Origin of the sequence: Bradyrhizobium sp. CCGE-LA001 (genome assembly GCF_000296215.2) — a bacterium.
Classification (GTDB): domain Bacteria; phylum Pseudomonadota; class Alphaproteobacteria; order Rhizobiales; family Xanthobacteraceae; genus Bradyrhizobium.
This window is the reverse complement of sequence record NZ_CP013949.1, coordinates 2,752,855-2,769,755: the sequence shown is the minus strand read 5'-3', so window position 1 is coordinate 2,769,755 and position 16,901 is coordinate 2,752,855. Positions and strand designations below refer to the sequence as shown.

The 16,901-nt window shown below is 64.3% G+C and carries 15 protein-coding genes; 7 read left to right on the top strand and 8 right to left on the bottom strand.

Features of this window, described 5'->3' with window-relative positions; translation table 11 throughout:
• Positions 1-101: 101 nt before the first annotated feature.
• From BCCGELA001_RS12950 to BCCGELA001_RS12935, 4 genes are read right to left on the bottom strand one after another with little or no spacing between them, the layout of a single operon-like run.
• Positions 102-1,097, bottom strand: coding sequence for an alpha/beta fold hydrolase (locus tag BCCGELA001_RS12950; protein ID WP_008550232.1), 996 nt, complete (start codon positions 1,095-1,097; stop codon positions 102-104).
• A 9-nt stretch (positions 1,098-1,106) separates the two neighbouring features.
• Positions 1,107-2,657 (bottom strand): wax ester/triacylglycerol synthase family O-acyltransferase, encoded by a 1,551-nt coding sequence (locus tag BCCGELA001_RS12945; RefSeq protein WP_060735459.1) that lies wholly within the window; start codon positions 2,655-2,657, stop codon positions 1,107-1,109.
• A 47-nt stretch (positions 2,658-2,704) separates the two neighbouring features.
• Positions 2,705-3,505, bottom strand: coding sequence for an esterase/lipase family protein (locus BCCGELA001_RS12940; RefSeq protein ID WP_008550240.1), 801 nt, complete (start codon positions 3,503-3,505; stop codon positions 2,705-2,707).
• On the bottom strand, positions 3,505-3,762 hold the full coding sequence (locus BCCGELA001_RS12935; RefSeq protein WP_008550241.1) for a DUF6489 family protein: 258 nt from the start codon (positions 3,760-3,762) through the stop codon (positions 3,505-3,507). Before BCCGELA001_RS12935 ends, BCCGELA001_RS12940 begins: the two co-directional genes overlap by 1 nt.
• 305 nt (positions 3,763-4,067) lie before the next feature.
• On the opposite strand from BCCGELA001_RS12935, the gene BCCGELA001_RS12930 reads away from it, so the two are divergent.
• The 7 genes from BCCGELA001_RS12930 to BCCGELA001_RS12900 all read left to right on the top strand — a co-directional run bounded on the left by BCCGELA001_RS12930 (position 4,068) and on the right by BCCGELA001_RS12900 (position 12,323).
• On the top strand, positions 4,068-5,663 hold the full coding sequence (locus BCCGELA001_RS12930; protein ID WP_060735458.1) for an ABC transporter substrate-binding protein: 1,596 nt from the start codon (positions 4,068-4,070) through the stop codon (positions 5,661-5,663).
• A gap of 104 nt (positions 5,664-5,767) precedes the next feature.
• Positions 5,768-6,748 (top strand): ABC transporter permease, encoded by a 981-nt coding sequence (locus tag BCCGELA001_RS12925; protein ID WP_008550243.1) that lies wholly within the window; start codon positions 5,768-5,770, stop codon positions 6,746-6,748.
• A gap of 10 nt (positions 6,749-6,758) precedes the next feature.
• On the top strand, positions 6,759-7,730 hold the full coding sequence (locus BCCGELA001_RS12920) for an ABC transporter permease (protein WP_008550244.1): 972 nt from the start codon (positions 6,759-6,761) through the stop codon (positions 7,728-7,730).
• A 13-nt stretch (positions 7,731-7,743) separates the two neighbouring features.
• The gene (locus tag BCCGELA001_RS12915; protein ID WP_060735457.1) at positions 7,744-8,730 is read left to right on the top strand and encodes an ABC transporter ATP-binding protein; all 987 of its coding nucleotides are present in this window, start codon (positions 7,744-7,746) and stop codon (positions 8,728-8,730) included.
• Positions 8,727-9,716 carry an ABC transporter ATP-binding protein gene (locus BCCGELA001_RS12910; RefSeq protein WP_060735456.1) on the top strand — a complete coding sequence of 330 codons (990 nt, stop codon included), beginning with the start codon at positions 8,727-8,729 and terminating at the stop codon, positions 9,714-9,716. Before BCCGELA001_RS12915 ends, BCCGELA001_RS12910 begins: the two co-directional genes overlap by 4 nt.
• 81 nt (positions 9,717-9,797) lie before the next feature.
• Entirely contained in the window at positions 9,798-11,603 is a 1,806-nt protein-coding gene (locus tag BCCGELA001_RS12905; protein WP_060735455.1) for a gamma-glutamyltransferase family protein, read from the top strand.
• 9 nt (positions 11,604-11,612) lie between these two features.
• Positions 11,613-12,323, top strand: a complete 711-nt coding sequence (locus tag BCCGELA001_RS12900) for a DUF1028 domain-containing protein (protein WP_008550260.1) — start codon at positions 11,613-11,615, stop codon at positions 12,321-12,323.
• Positions 12,324-12,374: 51 nt separating this feature from the next.
• On the opposite strand, the gene cnbZ is transcribed toward BCCGELA001_RS12900, so the two are convergent.
• Genes cnbZ through BCCGELA001_RS12880 form a run of 4 tightly spaced genes read right to left on the bottom strand, consistent with a single transcriptional unit; the run spans position 12,375 to position 16,812 of the window.
• Positions 12,375-13,121, bottom strand: a complete 747-nt coding sequence (cnbZ, locus tag BCCGELA001_RS12895) for a 2-amino-5-chloromuconate deaminase CnbZ (protein ID WP_060735454.1) — start codon at positions 13,119-13,121, stop codon at positions 12,375-12,377.
• A 9-nt stretch (positions 13,122-13,130) separates the two neighbouring features.
• On the bottom strand, positions 13,131-14,381 hold the full coding sequence (locus BCCGELA001_RS12890; protein WP_060735453.1) for an adenylate/guanylate cyclase domain-containing protein: 1,251 nt from the start codon (positions 14,379-14,381) through the stop codon (positions 13,131-13,133).
• Positions 14,378-14,767, bottom strand: coding sequence for a response regulator (locus tag BCCGELA001_RS12885; RefSeq protein WP_008550277.1), 390 nt, complete (start codon positions 14,765-14,767; stop codon positions 14,378-14,380). The genes BCCGELA001_RS12890 and BCCGELA001_RS12885 overlap by 4 nt, the downstream gene beginning before the upstream one ends.
• Positions 14,764-16,812: a sensor histidine kinase gene (locus tag BCCGELA001_RS12880; protein WP_060735452.1), complete on the bottom strand. Its 2,049-nt coding sequence runs from the start codon at positions 16,810-16,812 to the stop codon at positions 14,764-14,766. Before BCCGELA001_RS12880 ends, BCCGELA001_RS12885 begins: the two co-directional genes overlap by 4 nt.
• Positions 16,813-16,901 lie beyond the last annotated feature (89 nt).

The following is a 16,901-nucleotide window of genomic DNA, read 5'->3' as shown; positions in this document are numbered from 1 at the left end:
CATTGCGAGCGAAGCGAAGCAATCCAGAGATGTTTCCGCTGTGGCAGGTCTGGATTGCTTCGTCACTTCGCTCCTCGCAATGACGAGCTTGCAATGACGGATTAGCCAAACCGCCTTCTACGCCATTCGATCAGCTTGGCGCTGACCTCTTCCGGCTTCTCCTGCTGCGTCCAATGGCCGCTGTCCTTCACCAGATACTTCTCGAGATCGCCGATCAGCTTTTCCATGCCGTCGGCCGCCGATGGCGGCAGCACGGCATCGTTCTCGGCCATGATCATCAATGATGGCACGTGGACGTGATGGTCCAATTCCTTCGACCGCTCCCAATTGCGGGTAAAGTTGCGATACCAGTTGATGCCGCCGGTGAAGCCGGTTTTCGTGAATGTATCGACGAACACCTTCTTCTCATCGGCCGACAGGATCGGCATCCGCGGATCATGCTTGGCGTCGTAATTCGCGATCATCTGCGGAAAGGCCAGGTTGATCCGGGGCGAAGCACCGACGCCGGCAATCGGTTCTTCGGCCGGCGTACCGGCCGGCCGCGCGACCGGCTTGCGCATGAAGGCATCAAAGGTTTCTTCGACGCGGCTGCTGAATATCCTGTCCGGCTCGCGGGCGGGATCTTGGAACTGGACGATGTACATCTGGTCGCCGAAGCGCTGGCGGAACAGCGCGATCGGGTCCGCCGGCGCACGGTCCCAATGCGGCGTGTTGACGCCGACCACCCCGGCGACGCGCGCGGGATGCCGCAACGGCATCTGCCAGACGACGAAGCCGCCCCAGTCGTGGCCGACGAAGATCGCCTTATCGATCCCGAGATGATCGAGCAGACCGACGAGATCGCCGGTCAAATGCTCCATGTCGTAGTCCTCGACCGGCTCGGGCCGATCGGACGCGCCATAGCCGCGCTGGTCGGGCGCGATCACGCGGATGCCGGCTTCGCTCAGCGCCTTGATCTGGTGGCGCCAGGAGAAGGCGAGTTCGGGCCAGCCGTGGCACAGCACGACCGGCGGCTTGTCGTTGGCCGGGCCCGCTTCGTAATAGCCCATGCGAATTCCGTTCGTCGTCGCGAACTTGAGCGGCGGCATTTCAATCATCACGAACTCCTACTCGGCAGCGCCCTTGATGTCCGCGGCCGGCGGCGCGTAGGCCGCCTCTAGCGCGGCGAACTCTTCCGGCAGCATGTCGCACATCACCTGCACATGCGGAATGATGTTGGCGCCCACGATGAAGCCGAAGTCGAGTTGGTCGCGATAGCTCTGCACGGTGATGTTGAGCGCCTGCCCGTGGGTCGAGATCGACACCGGGAAGATGTGCAAGAGCTCTGCGCCCGCCGCGTAGAGCGTCTGCCGCGGTCCCGGCACGTTGGACACCGTGATGTTGGCGGCCGGCGGCAGCACGTCGGACAGGTTCGAGCGGCTGTAGAGCAGCGCCAGGATCTGCACCATGATCGGCGCACCCAGCATTGAGATGTTGGAGACCTGCGGCATCAGCGCCCGCAGCGGGTGCGACATCTCCTTGGATTTGGTGGATTGCGCGATGATGGCCTCGAGCCGCGCCTTGGGATCGTCGATGTTGGTCGCGATCGAGCAGATCATGCCGAACACCTGGTTGTTGGCCTCGGTGTTGCCCTCCTCGCGCAGCGAGATAGGCACGGCGGCGGTCAGGGATTTCGCCGGCAGGGTGCCGTATTGCCGGAGATAGCGGCGGACCACGCCGGAGGCGAGCGCCAGCACGACGTCATTGAGCTTGCCGCCGGCCTGCTTGGCCAGCGCCTTGGATCGCGACAGCGAGATCGACACGCCGGCGAAGCTGCGCTCCGAGGAGATGGTCTTGTTGAGCATGGTCGGCGGCGACACCATGCTGGCGAGGCTCTCGCGCGACTTGGGATCGGCGACCTTGCCGAGCACGTCGGACACGCTTTTGAGCACGGTCGGGATGTTGCCGGCAAAGCGCACAGCGCTCTCGATCTGGTACATTGCATTGTCGAACAGGATCGAGCCGATGTCGCTCTTGCCAGTGCGGGGCAGTTGCAGGTTCTTCGCCACCTGCGAAGCGTCCAGCGGCTGGCTGAACAGCTGCTGATAGGAATCGAGCAGGTTCGCAGCGATGTCGCGCGGCTCCTGCCCCGGCTTCGCTCCCGCCATCGGCGGATCGACCTGCCGCGGGATCGGCGAGATGTCGTAGATCATGTTGGTCAGCGCCGCACCGGCGCCGCCGTCGATGGCGGCATGATGCATCTTGGAATAGAGCCCGACCTCGTTGTCCTTCATGCCCTCGAACACGTAAAACTCCCAGAGCGGGCGTGCGCGGTTAAGCAGCTTGGCATGCATCCAGCCGACGATGCGCTCGAGCGTGGCGCGGTCGCGCGGCTGCGGCAGGCTGGCGCGGAAGATGTGACGGTCGATGTCGAACTGGTCGTCCTCGACCCAGGAGGGATGATCGATGTCAAGCGGCGCCTTCTCCAGGCGTGCTTTGAGGATCGGCGCGATGTGCAGGCGCGAGACGATCATCGCCTTGAAGTCTTCGAAGAAGTCGCCCTTGTAATCGTCGGGCAGGCGAAAGATCGCCATGCTTCCGACATGCATCGGCATTTCCGGCGTTTCCAGATAGAGAAACGACGCGTCCAGTGACGACAGCTTCTTACCGTCAGCCATAGTTCCCTCCCGCAAGATTTCGACGGTCGCCTTGGTGGCGCTTCTCGTCAGGCCGATACTGCCTGTTCCGCCGGGGCATATGCAATGGCAAACGGCCCGGCCCGGTCAAATGGCGCGAATTCCCCCTCCGGCTGCGCCAGGCGGTCCGCCACGGCCCACAGCGCTGCGGGGTTCACGCCGAGCCCGATATGGCTCGCCAGGTGCACCTCGATGTTCTCGGCGCGGTCGGACGGGCGCAGCAGGCAGGTCCGCCAGTTGACGACACCGTCGGCGCGCGAATAGATCGATGTCGTCGGCACCGGCAGGTCCCCGGCGATCGCCTCGCGCAACGCGGCCAAATCTTCAACCCGCTCGCCGGACATCGCCTCGTAGAGCCGCGTCGCGTGGGTCGCCCGCACGTCGTTGGCGAAGGGGCTGCCGAGCGTCACGACATAACGCACCATGTCGGGCGCCCAAAGCGCGAGATCGCGCGCGTAGACGCCGCCGAGGCTCCATCCGACCAGGCTCACTTTGTGTCCCGTGGCGGTGTGGATCTCGGCCAGGCGCGACCGCAGAGAATCCCGCATCCGTGCCACCCCGCCGAGATTGCGGCCCATCCGCCAGGCATGTGCCTCATGACCGAGCTCGCTGAGATAGCGTCGCATCGGCGCCATCGACAGGTCGCTGGCGAGGAACCCCGGCAATGCCAGCACCGGATGGCCGTCGCCCCTCGGCGCCCGCATCAGGAACGGCGAGAGCAGCAGGCTCGCGTTGAGCTCGAACAAGCCGCGCGCCTCGGCCAACAGCAGGCCGAAAGGTGGCGGACGAAGCCGGCCCTCTTCCAGCGTCCCGTCCCGTCCGGGCGACACTATTTCTTCTTGTCGCTGCTGCGCGTGCCACCGAGGCCCGCCATCGTGACGAACATGTCCTGAAACCGCTCGGCAATCTTCGGATCGAAGGTGAACCAGCTCTGAATCAGCGATTCCGGCGAGACCTTCTCGATGTTGCTCAGCACCTGCTGCTGCAGCTTCTCCATCACCGCCGTCTGCATCGGTGCCACATCGGGCAAACCGAAGAATTGGCGGGCCTCCAGAGGGGTGCAGTCGATTTCAATGTTAACTTTCATATCCCCTCCGGATGAGATTCGAGCGGCCTGTCGCAGTATCGCCGCGACTTGTGGTACGACGCAAGCGACCTGATCCCGGCCCGACATGTCCCGCCCGCAATCGGCCAAGTATGGTCAACCAAAGTCGAAAGCCGCAAGTCCTCTATGCCCAGCGGCATGACCAGCATTGCTGCACAGCGGCGCAACTTTGGCGCGTTCCTTGCTGGATGGCGCTTGCACGGGTCGAGAACTCTGGGCAACATGGATTCATCGGCCGGCCGAACAAATCAAAAATCATCGGCACGGCAGTGTGGAGAGGGTCAAGAATGTCAGTAGGTCGAAGTCTGTTTGCGGCGACGCTCGCCGGTGCGCTTGCGTTGTCGGTCTCGCCGGCATTGAGCCAGACGCTGCGCTATGCCAACCAGGGTGACCTGAAGTCGCTCGATCCTTATACCCTTAACGAAAGCACCACCCACGCCCACCTCGGCCACGTCTATCAAGGCCTGACCGCGCGCGACAAGGATCTCAAGATCATTCCGGCGCTGGCGGAAAGCTGGGAAACTCCGGAGCCGACCCGCTGGCGCTTCCATTTGCGCAAGGGCGTGAAATTCCACAACGGCGATCCCTTCACCGCCGACGATGTGCTGTTTTCCGCGGATCGCGTTCGCAAGAAGGGGTCCAATATGCAGACCCGCCTTGCAGCCGACGTCAAGGTCGTCAAGGTCGACGATTACACCGTCGACTTCATCCTGCCCTCGCCCAACCCCATCCTGCATAACTCGTGGGATGTTTGGTACATCATGGACAAGAAATGGGCGGAGGCGAACAACGTCGTCGATCCGACTCCGGTCGCGGCGACCACGCCGAGCTACGCCTCGCTCAATGAAAATGGCACCGGCCCCTTCATGATCGAAAGCCATCAGCCCGGCGTGAAGACCGTATTCAAGGCCAACCCCAACTATTGGGGCAAGGTGGAAGGTAATTTGAAGGAGATCATCTTCACCCCGATCTCTTCCGACGCGACCCGCGTCGCCGCGCTGCTGTCGGGCGAAGTCGACGTCATCGAGCCGGTGCCGATCCAAGATATTTCCCGCGTCGATTCCAGCCCGAACGCGCAGGTCCTGAAAGGGCCGGAGCTACGCACCATCTTCCTCGGCTTCGACCAGACCCGCGACGAATTGCTCTACTCCAACGTCAAGGGAAAGAATCCGTTCAAGGACGTCCGCGTCCGCGAGGCCTTCTACAAGGCGATCGACATCGAGCTGATCAAGACGCGCGTGATGCGCGGATTGTCGACACCGTCGGCGCTGATGATCGCCCCGGAATTGTTCGTGCTCTCCAAGGACTTCACGCGGCCGAAATTCGACCCTGACGGCGCCAAGAAGCTCCTGACGGAGGCCGGCTATCCCGACGGCTTCGAGGTCACCATGGATTGTCCGAACGATCGCTACGTCAACGACGCCGCGATCTGCCAGGCCGTGGTTGGCATGCTTGCCCGCATCGGCGTCAAGATCAATCTGCTGGCGCAGCCGAAGGCTCAATATTTCGCCAAGGTCTTGAAGCAGGGCAACTACCAGACCTCGTTCTACCTCTTGGGCTGGACGCCGAGCACGATGGATTCCCACAACGTGCTCTATGACATCATGGGCTGCCGCGACGATGCGAAATCTTCGCGTGGCGAGGCCAATCTCGGCGGCTATTGCAACAAGGAGTTCGACGCCATCACGGACAAAGTGCTGGTTGAAACCGACACCTCCAAACGCAACCAGCTGATCAAGCAGGCGTATGAAATCAGCATCAAGGATTGGGCCTACATCCCGCTGCACCAGCAGGCTCTGGCCTGGGGCGTATCGAAGAAGGTCAACCTGCCGCAACGTGCCGACAATCTGGTCATGTTCCATTGGGCGACCAAAAAGGAATAGCGTCCGTTGAACACGAGGTCCCGGAAGCGTTAGGCGTCCGGGACCTTTCCTTTTCCGGCTGACAAGGACGTCAGCCGCACGCACACCCAAGGTCAGTGGAAGGCATGCTCGCTTTCACTCTTCGCCGCGCCATTCAGGCCATCGGCGTCATGTTCGCCGTCGGCATCATCGCGTTCTCGATGTTCCGCTTCGCCGGCGACCCCGTCAACCAGATCGTCTCGATCGACACGCCTGCGGCCGAGCGCGCAGCCGTGCGCAAGTCGCTCGGCCTCGACGATCCCGTGCCGGTCCAGTTCGTGCGCTATTTCGCCGATGCCGTTCAGTTCAAGTTCGGCGTCTCCTACCAGTTCCGCCAGCCGGTCTCGACGTTGTTGATGGAGCGGATGCCCGCGACCCTCGAACTCGCAATCTGCGCGACCGTCTTTGCGATGGTGCTCGGCATCCTGATGGGCGTCTATTCGGCGCTGAGACGCGACACCGTGCTCGCCAAGCTATTCCAGGCGGTGTCGCTGATCGGCATCTCGCTGCCGACCTTCCTGATCGGCATTCTCCTGATCTATCTGTTCGCGGTCACACTGGGCTGGTTGCCCTCGTTCGGCCGCGGTGAGGTGGTCAAGCTCGGCTGGTGGACGACGGGCCTGATCACGCTGTCAGGGCTGAAGGCACTGATCATGCCCTCGATCACCCTTGGCTTGTTTCAGATGACCCTGATCATGCGGCTGGTGCGCGCAGAGATGCTGGAAGTGCTGCGAACCGACTATATCCGCTTCGCTCGCGCCCGCGGGCTGACCACCCGCGCCATCCATTTCGGCCATGCGCTGAAGAACACGCTGATCCCCGTGATCACGGTGGCCGGGCTTCAGTTTGGCTCGGTTATTGCATTTTCGATCATCACGGAGACCGTGTTCCAATGGCCGGGCATGGGACTTATGTTCGTGCAGGCCGTGCAAAACGTCGATATCCCGATCATGGCCGCCTACCTGCTGATGGTTTCGCTGATCTTCGTCACCATCAATCTGGTGGTCGATATCCTCTACACCGTGGTCGATCCGCGCTTGCGCTCGACCGTCGGTCGCGCCGCATAGGGCAGCCTGCATGTCCGACGCAGTCGTTTCCAATTCCGACGAGCAGAGTGCAAAGCCGCACCGTGCCGCCCAGAGCTGGTTCAGCCGGGCGCTCGACAGCGATCTCTTCTATTCGTTCCGCCGCTCCAAGCTCACCATGGTGGCGGCGGCGATCACGCTCTTGTTCTTCCTGCTCGCGATCTTCGCCAACTGGCTCGCGGTTCAGAACCCCTTCGACCCCGCACAATTGCAATTGATGAATTCGCGGATCTCACCGCTGTGGACCGCGGACGGCCAGAGCCCGTTCCTGCTCGGCACCGACGAACAGGGCCGCGACGTGTTCTCCGCCATCCTCTACGGCATGCGCATCTCGCTCGCCGTCGGTGTCGCCGGGGTGATCTTCGCCGGTGCGCTCGGCATAGCGCTCGGCCTGATCGCCGGCTATTTCGGCGGCGCGGTCGACGGCGTGATCATGCGCATCGCCGACGTGCAGCTCACTTTCCCCGCCATCCTGATCGCGCTGCTGGTCAACGGCATCGCGAAATCGGTCCTCGGCAACCGCTTGGACGCCACCAGCATGCTGGTCGTGCTCGTGATCTCGATCGGCCTGAGTTTCTGGGTGGGTTATGCCCGCACGGTGCGCAGCTCAGTGATGGTCGAGAAAAACAAGGACTATGTAGCCGCCGCGCAGCTGATCGGCCTGCCCGCACCGAAGATCATGTTGCGGCACGTGCTGCCCAACACGATGGGTCCGATCCTGGTCATCGCCACGATCAACCTTGCGCTGGCCATCATCACCGAGGCAACGCTGTCCTTCCTCGGCGTGGGCCTGCCCGACACCATGCCTTCGCTCGGCACGCTGATCCGGATCGGCAACAACTATTTGTTCGCAGGCGAATGGTGGATCGTCGCCTTCCCCGGTATCGCGCTGGCGGCGCTGATCCTGTCGATCAACCTGCTTGGCGATTGGCTGCGCGACGCGCTCAACCCGAAACTTCGATGAGCGTGCGTTCCAAATGACCGAACCCGTCCTCTCCGTGCGTGATCTTCATGTGGAGTTCGCCTCCCGCCGCGGCACGCTGCGCGCCATCGACGGCGTCTCTTTCGACATCGCCAGGGGCGAGGTGCTCGGCGTCGTCGGCGAATCCGGCGCCGGCAAGTCCGTCACTGGCCTCTCCGTGATCGGCCTGATCGATCCGCCCGGCCGCATCGCCGGCGGCGAGATCCATCTCGCAGGCCTGCGCATCGACAATTTGCGGCCCGAGGAGATGCGCCGCATCCGCGGAAAACGGATCGGCATGATCTTCCAGGATCCGCTCACCTCGCTCAATCCGCTCTACCGGGTCGGCGACCAGCTCGTGGAGACGATCCGAACTCATCTGAATCTGTCCGAAACGGCGGCCCGCCGCCGCGCCATCGACCTCCTGGCCGAGGTCGGCATCCCCGCGCCGGAAAAGCGCATCGACGGCTATCCGCACGAGTTCTCCGGCGGCATGCGCCAGCGCGTGGTGATCGCGCTGGCGATCTGCGCCGAGCCGGAACTGATCATCGCGGACGAACCGACCACCGCGCTCGACGTTTCCGTGCAGGCGCAGATCATCTCGCTGATCAAGCGGCTCGGGCGCGATCACGGCACCGCCGTGATGCTGGTGACCCACGACATGGGCGTGATCGCGGAGACGTCGGACCGCGTCGCGGTGATGTATGCCGGCCGCATCGCCGAGATCGGGCCCGTGCAGGATGTCGTGAAGAACCCGCTGCACCCTTACGCCAAGGGCCTGATGGGCGCGATCCCGACGCTGGCCGGAGACCACGACCGCCTCGTGCAGATCCCCGGCTCAATGCCGCGCCTGTCGGCAATCCCGCCCGGCTGCTCGTTCAATCCGCGCTGTGCGTTCGCCTTCGATCGCTGCCGGGTCGATCGCCCCGAACCGCTGCCGCGCGGCGCGCAATCGGTCGCCTGCCATCTCTATGACAATGTGCCGGCGGAGAGCGCAGCATGAGCGCTCCCTTCGTCCAGGCGACAGACCTGCGCCGTGTCTTCGACGTCTCGAAGCCCTGGCTCAACCGCGTGCTCGAAGGCGGGCACCTCGAATACCTCAAGGCGGTCGATCACGTCACCTTCGATATCCGGAAGGGCGAGACCTTTGCGCTGGTCGGCGAGTCCGGCTCGGGCAAGACCACCGTGGCGCGCATGGTCGTCGGCCTGCTGCCGCCGAGCTCCGGCGACGTGCGGATCGACGGCGTGTCGATGACCGATCCCCGGCAGGCCGCGGCACGAAGGAAGCTGCGCCGCCGCATTCAGATGATCTTCCAGGACCCCTATGCGAGCCTGAATCCGCGCTTCCGCGTCGATGCCATCATCTCCGAGCCGATCCGCGCCTTCGACCTGATCCAGGGCGAGCGTGACATTCAGGCCCGCGTCAGCGAGCTGCTCAGCCTCGTCGGCCTGCACCCCGACGACCGGCTGAAATTTCCGCACGAATTCTCCGGCGGCCAGCGCCAGCGGATCGCGATCGCGCGGGCACTCGCATCGGACGCCGAATTCATCGTCTGCGACGAACCAACATCGGCGCTCGACGTCTCCGTGCAGGCGCAGATCCTGAACCTGATGCGCGACCTCCAGGACAAGTTCGGCCTGACCTACATGTTCATCAGCCACAACCTCGCCGTGGTCCGTCACATGGCGAGCCGCGTCGGCGTGATGTATCTCGGCCGCATCGTCGAGATCGCGGAAGGACGCGAGCTGTTCGCGCGCCCGCGCATGCCCTACACCAAGATGCTGCTCGGTGCGGTGCCCGATCTCGCCATGAGCGGCCGCCAGCGCATTCCAGTGAAAGGCGAGATCCCGAACCCGATCAATCCCCCCTCAGGCTGCGCCTTCAATCCGCGCTGCCCACTGGCGTTCGATCTATGCCGCAAGGAGACGCCGGAACTGATCGGCGGCGTCGCCTGCCACGCGGTCAACACCGCGCCGGTCCCGGCGTGACGCGCGCGTGCCATGCAGCCTGCGCATTTGGCGCTGGCGTGGCCCTGTGATCAATTGCGCGCGTCGCAAACGAGGTAGCCCATGGCCAGCAACGTCAATCCCGATCCGTTCACGACGAGGCCGGAGATCGAAGGCACCTTCGGGGTCGTTGCCACCACGCACTGGATCGCGACCGCCGTCGGCATGAGCGTTCTGGAAAAGGGCGGCAATGCCTTCGATGCCGGTGTCGCCACCGCCTTCACGCTTCAGGTGGTCGAGCCGCATCTTAACGGGCCCGGCGGCGACGTGCCGATCATCGTCCATGACGTCAAACGTGGCCGCACCGAGGTGATCTGCGGCCAGGGCCCGGCCCCGGCGCGCGCCACCATCGCGCATTACAGGAGCGAAGGCCTCGACATGGTGCCCGGCACCGGTCTCCTCGCGGCCTGCGTGCCCGGCACCTTCGAATCCTGGATGATGCTGCTGCGCGACTACGGCACGATGCGCGTGCGCGACGTGCTGGAGCCCGCGATCTCCTATGCCCGCGACGGCTATCCGCTGGTCGAGCGCGCCTGCGCCACGATCCAGACCGTCGAGCAGCTGTTCCGCAAGCACTGGCCGACCTCGGCCGCGGTCTATTTGCCGAACGGCGAGGTGCCTAGGCCCGGCACGCTCTTCACCAACAAGACGCTGGCCGCGACCTATGCCCGCATTCTCGGCGAGGCCGAAAGCGGCGGCGGTGGCCGCGATGCAGAGATCGAGCGAGCGCGAAAGGCCTGGTCGGAGGGCTTCGTCGCGGAAGCCATCGACAAATTCTGTCGCACCCAGGAAGTGATGGACGTCAGCGGCTCGCCACATCGCGGCGTGCTCTCGGCCGACGACATGGCGCGCTGGCAGCCGACGGTCGAGGCACCGCTCACCTACGATTACGGCCGCTACACCGTCTGCAAAGCCGGCGTCTGGAGCCAGGGCCCCGTGACGCTGCAACAGCTCGCGCTGCTCAAGGGCTTTGCGCTCGACGGCCTCGACCCAACCGGTCCGGACTTCATCCATCTCCAGATCGAATGCGCCAAACTGGCCTTCGCCGACCGCGAAAAATTCTACGGCGACCCCAAGTTCACCGAGATCCCGATCGCGACCCTGCTGTCGGATGCCTACAACGACGAGCGCCGCAAGCTCGTCACCGACAAGGCCTCGCTCGACTTCGTGCCCGGCTCCGTTGAAGGCTTCGGCGGCGTGGTAAAACTGCGCCGCGCAGAAGGGCAGCGCGAGGCGGTCGGTGCGCTCGGTGCCGGCGAGCCGACGGTCGGGCGCTTCGGCGAAGTGCGCGGCGACACCGGGCATTTTGACATCATCGACAGGGACGGCAACATGGTGTCCTCGACGCCGTCGGGCGGCTGGCTGCAATCCTCACCGATCATTCCGGAGCTCGGCTTTTGCCTGGGCAGCCGCGCCCAGATGTTCTGGCTGGAGGAAGATCATCCAGCCGCGCTCGCGCCGGGCAAGCGGCCGCGCACCACGCTGTCGCCGACCATGGCGCTACGCGACGGCGAGCCGTATCTCGCCTGGGGCTCGCCCGGCGGCGATCAGCAGGACCAGTGGATCACGCAGTTCTTCCTGCGCCACGTCCATTGCAACCTCAACCTCCAGGAGGCGATCGACGCGCCGGCCTGGCACTCCGAGCATTTTCCGATCTCGTTCTGGCCGCGCACCGCGCGCCCGGGCGTGCTCGTCGTCGAGAACCGCGTGCCCAAGGCGACGATCGAGAATCTGCGCGAGCGCGGCCACATCATCGAGGTCGGCCCCGACTGGTCGGAAGGCCGCCTCACGGCGGCCTCGCGGGTCGGCCCGCGCCGGCGCGCCGCCGCCAATCCGCGCGGCATGCAAGGCTACGCGGCGGGACGCTGAGGACAGCACATGACCTGGTCGATCATCGCGCGCGATCCTGCCACCGGCCAGTTCGGCATCGCGGTTGCGACACGCTTCTTCGCCGTCGGCGCACGGGTCCCGTACATCGCCGCCGGTCTCGGCGCCATCGCAACGCAGGCCTTCGTCAATCCCTATTACGGCATCGACGGCATCAAGCTGCTGCGTGAAGGCCTCAATGCGCATGACGTGCTGGCCACCCTCCTCGCAACCGACGACGGCCGCGAAAGCCGCCAGATCCACATCATGGATTCGAGCGGCGAGATCGCCGCGCATACCGGGCGCGATTGTGTCGATTGGTGCGGCCACATCGCAGGCAGCGGCTTCTCGATCGCCGGCAACATGCTGGCGGGTGCCGACGTGCTCGACGAGACCGCCAAGACCTACATCGCCAATGACAGCCTGCCCTTCCCGCGCCGTTTGCTCGCGGCGATGCGCGCGGGCGAAGCCGCCGGCGGCGACAAGCGCGGCAAGCAATCCGCGGCTCTGCTGATCCACGGCGAGGAGGAATGGCCGGCGCTGGACATTCGCGCCGACGACCACCCCGATCCGCTCGGTGAGCTCGACCGGCTGGAGCGGGTCAGCCACGAGCTGTGGGTGCACTTCCGCGCGTCCATGCCGACGCGGCAGAATCCGGCCGGCAACACCGATCGCAGCGTCATCGACGCCAGCATCGCGGCAGCACACGCAAAGCGGTCTTGAAGGGATGCGTCGCCCCCGCCCCTTGGTGTAGGTGAAAATCGACCCGTCCGATCAGATCACCACCTCGCGCAGCACGCGGCGGCAATCCATCTCGTATTCGAGATCGACCACCGGCGGCCGGGCAAAATGCCACGTCAGGCCGGAGCGCAGCGCGCCGCGACGGACCAGCTCGTCGACCAGCGCGTGATGGAAGTCGTGGACGGAATAGGCCTGCACGCCCGTGGTGTCCTTCCAACCGAAGCCAAAGGCCGCCATCCGGCTCTCCATCTGCGAGGTCGTCGTGAAGCGCACCTTCTCGCGCAGGCCTTCCGCACTGAGGTCGCGGTAGCGCACGGTGCGCTCGACATAGGTCCCGCTGCCCTCCCGTGCCTCGGCGCCGCCGGCGATGACGAAGCTCGGCGCGCTCGAGCGGCTCGGGCGCGTGAAGGAGAACGCATAGAACGATGGCTCCGAGGGCGGGTCGATCTCGGGGCAGACATTGCTGCGCGCCACCGGGTTGGTGGTGCCGTCAAAGATGCCCCATTCCGACAGCGTCTTCACATAATGCAGGTTGAAGGCCCTAAAGCCTTCCTCGCTGAAGGCTGCCGGCGAGCGCAGCTCGCAAGCACAAAACGCCGTGAGCGGACGCCCGGCCTCCTGGATGAATTTCGCCGCCAGCGCGAACCCTTCCACGAGCGGCACCAGGCGGTCGAAGCGAACGCGCTCGATCTCGTAACCGTCATCGGCGGCCGCACCTGCCGAATACTGAAACACGGACGGAATGAAACGATAATTGCCGGCAGAGAACTCACGAACCATGACAAACTCCTATTCCAGTTGCATACGAATGCCCTTGGCGCCGTTTAGCAGGCGCTTCAGGTGAAAGCCCGCCAAGGCATCGTCGGCATGCATGCCGACCAGCGCGGCGAAGGCCGGCATGGCCGCTGGGTCGCCGGCTTCCATCTTGGCGAAAGCCTCGGAATATAGCGCCGTTTCCGGCGCTTCGAATTTTGCCTGCGGCAGCGGCTCGAACGCACGCAGCGGTTCGCTGCGTCCGCGCAACATCAGCTCGCCGACGAGCCGGCCGTGAAACGTCTCGGCCGACTGCGCAACGCTGGCGCTGACGCAAATCCGCGTTCCCAGGTGCTTGTTGGCGGCCTCAAGCCGCGCCGCGATATTGATGGAATCCCCATAAGCCGTGTAATCGAAGAAACGGTTTCCGCCGAAATTCCCGACCAGCGCCGGGCCCGCATGAATGCCGATGCGCGTCGTGCCGAAGTTCACACCTCCGGCTTTCTGACGGACGCAAAAGTCTTGCGCCCAAGCGTCGAGATCATGGGCGCAGGCGACCGCGCGCGTCGCATAGTCCGGCTGGTCGCCGGGCGCGTTGAACAGGACCTGGATCGCATCGCCGATGATCTTGGCGACGGTTCCCTCATGCGCGAAGACGATCTCGGTCATGCCCCCGACATACTCGTTGAGCAGCGCGCCCAGCGTCTCGGGCGGCGCGCTTTCGACCAGCGAGGTGAAACCGGTGATGTCGGTGAAGATGGTCGCGACCTCGCGCCACTGCACTTCGATCCCCTCGCCTTCGCCGCTGGCCGCGAGACGCTTAGCGAGTTGCGGGGAGAAATGACGCGAAAGCGCAGCGTGGGCACGTTCGGCCTCCGCCTGGCGCCGGCGCACCTCGCGCAGCATCTCGACGTGGCGAATGGTCTTGTCGATCGTGGCTTCCAGGTCGGCGAAATCGATCGGCTTGGTCAGGAAGTCGAATGCGCCGCGGTTCATGGCAGTGCGGATGTTGCTCATGTCGCCATAGGCGGAGACGATGATGGTCGACTTCTTGTCCTCGGCCTCCTGGAGCTTGGCGAGCAGCGACAGTCCGTCCATCCTGGGCATGTTGATGTCGGAGACCACCATGTCGACATGCGGGTTCTGTTCGAGCGATTGCAGCGCCTCGAGGCCGTCGCGCGCGAACTTGATATCGATCAGTCCGTCGCGGATCTGCCTGCGGAACTTCTGCAGGATCAGTGCCTCCAAATCCGGCTCGTCATCGACGAAGAGGATGGTCGCAGTCATGCGGCTTGCTCGAGCCTCGTGTCGATTTCCTGCCGCAGCAGCGCAAAGTCGATCGGCTTGGTCAGCAGCCCGACGGCACCGCGCTCGATCGCCTTGCGACGCGTCTCGGCATCGCCATAGGCTGTGATCATGATGACGGGAACGTCCGGATGGGCGGCACGCACCTTCGGCAGCATGTCGAGCCCGCTCATGCCGGGCATGTTGATGTCGGAGAGAATGAGGATCAGCGAGGGATCGCGAACCTCGGCGGCGACCCTGAGCGCATCGGGCGCAGAGGGTGCGAATTCCATCTGGAAGCGGCCGGCGCGCAGCTCGCGCCGGAACTGTTGCCGGAACAGCGCCTCGACGTCGGGTTCGTCGTCGACGACCAGGATGTAAACGTTCAAGTCTTGCCTCCGGAAGTGCCGCCTGCCGCCATCGTGCGCGGCAGCGTGATGATGAATTCGGTGAATACACCTTGTGTCGTGTTCACGTCGATCGTGCCGCCATGTTGCTTCACGACGATATCATGGCTCATGGAAAGGCCGAGCCCAGTGCCCTCCCCGGCCGGCTTGGTGGTGAAGAAGGGATTGAACATCTTCTCCTTCACTTCGGGCGGAATTCCGGTGCCGTTGTCGCGGATCCGGATTTCGACGCTGCCGCCGAGATCTTTGGTCGCAACGCTCAAGATGGGCTCGAAGGCGTCGCCCTCGCCCTCCTTGCGCTTGGCCGTGGCATAGAATCCATTCGAGATCAGATTGAGGAAGACGCGCGTGATCTCCTGCGGATAGATGTCGACCACACCCGCCGCGGGATCGAGGCTGCGCTGGAGCGTGACGTTGAAGGCAGGCCGTTCGGCCCTGGCGCCGTGATAGGCCAGGTTGAGGCTTTCCTCCACGATGCCGTTGATATCGACGGCGCGATGCTCGCCGGAGCCCTCGCGCGAATGCAGCAGCATGTTCCTGACGATGGAATCGGCACGTTTGCCATGCTGCACCACCTTCTCGAGGTTGCCCCTGAGCATGCCGGTAAGCTCGTCGACCTCCTCCTTCGTCTTGCCGTCGAGCGCGGCCGATCGCAGGGTCTCATTGAGCTCGTCGATCAGCTCCGTCGACACCGACGAGAAGTTATTGACGAAGTTGAGCGGGTTCTTGATCTCGTGGGCGATGCCTGCAGTGAGCTGGCCGAGGGACGCGAGCTTCTCGGTCTGGATCAGGCGGTCCTGCGCGGTGCGTAGATCGTTCAGGGATTGCCGGAGCTCTGCGGTACGCTGCTCGACCTTGTTCTCGAGGTCGGCATAGGATTCCTGCAATCGCGCGCCCATGTCGTTGAACTGGTTGGCGAGGCCTTCCAGCTCGTCGCCGGTTGCAATCGAGATGCGCTGCGAGAAGTCGCCACCGCCAATCCGCTCGGCGCCGCTGCGCAGCGCCTGGATCGGACCGACCATGCGGCGCGCCAGGAATATCCCCGCGAGCACCGCGAAGATCGATGCCGCCAGCAGCACGATCGCGAGCCGCTGCAACGAGGCGTAGAGCGCGGCATAAGCTTCCTCGACCGGCAGCTCGACGAACATGGTCCAGCCCAGCGGCTGGATCGGAGCGGAGGCTGTCAAGACCTTCTGACCCTGAATATTGTGCGCTTCCTCGATCACAACCGGCATGGTGCCGCCGGCGGCCTGTGCGGCGCGGACCTGTGCGAGGCCGGACATGTCGGTATTTCGAAGAACGAGACTGATATCGGGATGCGCGATCAGGCGTCCCCCCGGTCCGACCACGTAGGCGTGCCCGTGCTGGCCGACCTTGATCTGGGACACGACGTCCCAGATGAGCTTGAGATTGACTTCCGCGATGCTGACGCCGGCGTCCTTGCGCGCGCCGGCCAGAGCCAGCGTCATGTAGGGCTCGGAGTCCCTGCGGAAATAGACCGGACCGTAATAGACCTTGCGCGCGACCGCCTCAGTGAATTTCGGATCGCTCGACAGATCGATCCCGCTGTCGAGCGCGTCCATCGCCAGCCGCGAGACCCGCAACCGCTCCTTGCCCGTCGAGTCCACCTGGGCGAGCTCGGTAATGGCAGGCACCTGGCGCAAAAGGCGCAGCGCGTCGAAGCGGCGTTGCTCGATCGAGCCGCCGGACCAAGGCAGTTGCGTGGTCCATCCGAGCTGGCTCTCGATCTCCTTGACGAACTGGCCAATCTTGGTCGCGGCCGCCTCGGCCTGCTCGTGCTGGACCCGGATCAGCGAAGCCTTGTGTTCGCGATAATAGAAGAAGACTTCGAATAGGCCATTGGCCAGCAGCGCGATTGCGACGACGGCCACGAACAGCGCGACATATTTGGTGAAGAGCCGAGTCCTGATCCCCTGCCCCGCCGCCGCGCCGGCAGCGACGCCATCAGCTGCCGCGCTCGGCAGCGTTCTGGCTCGCGGAGTATCGCGATGGATCGAGAGGCTCATCCGCGGAACCTAGCAAGAAGACGGGACCTTGTCTCTCGCAGGCGCGGGAGAGCGAAGCACCAGCGCAACGAAAAAGGGCGGCAACGGGA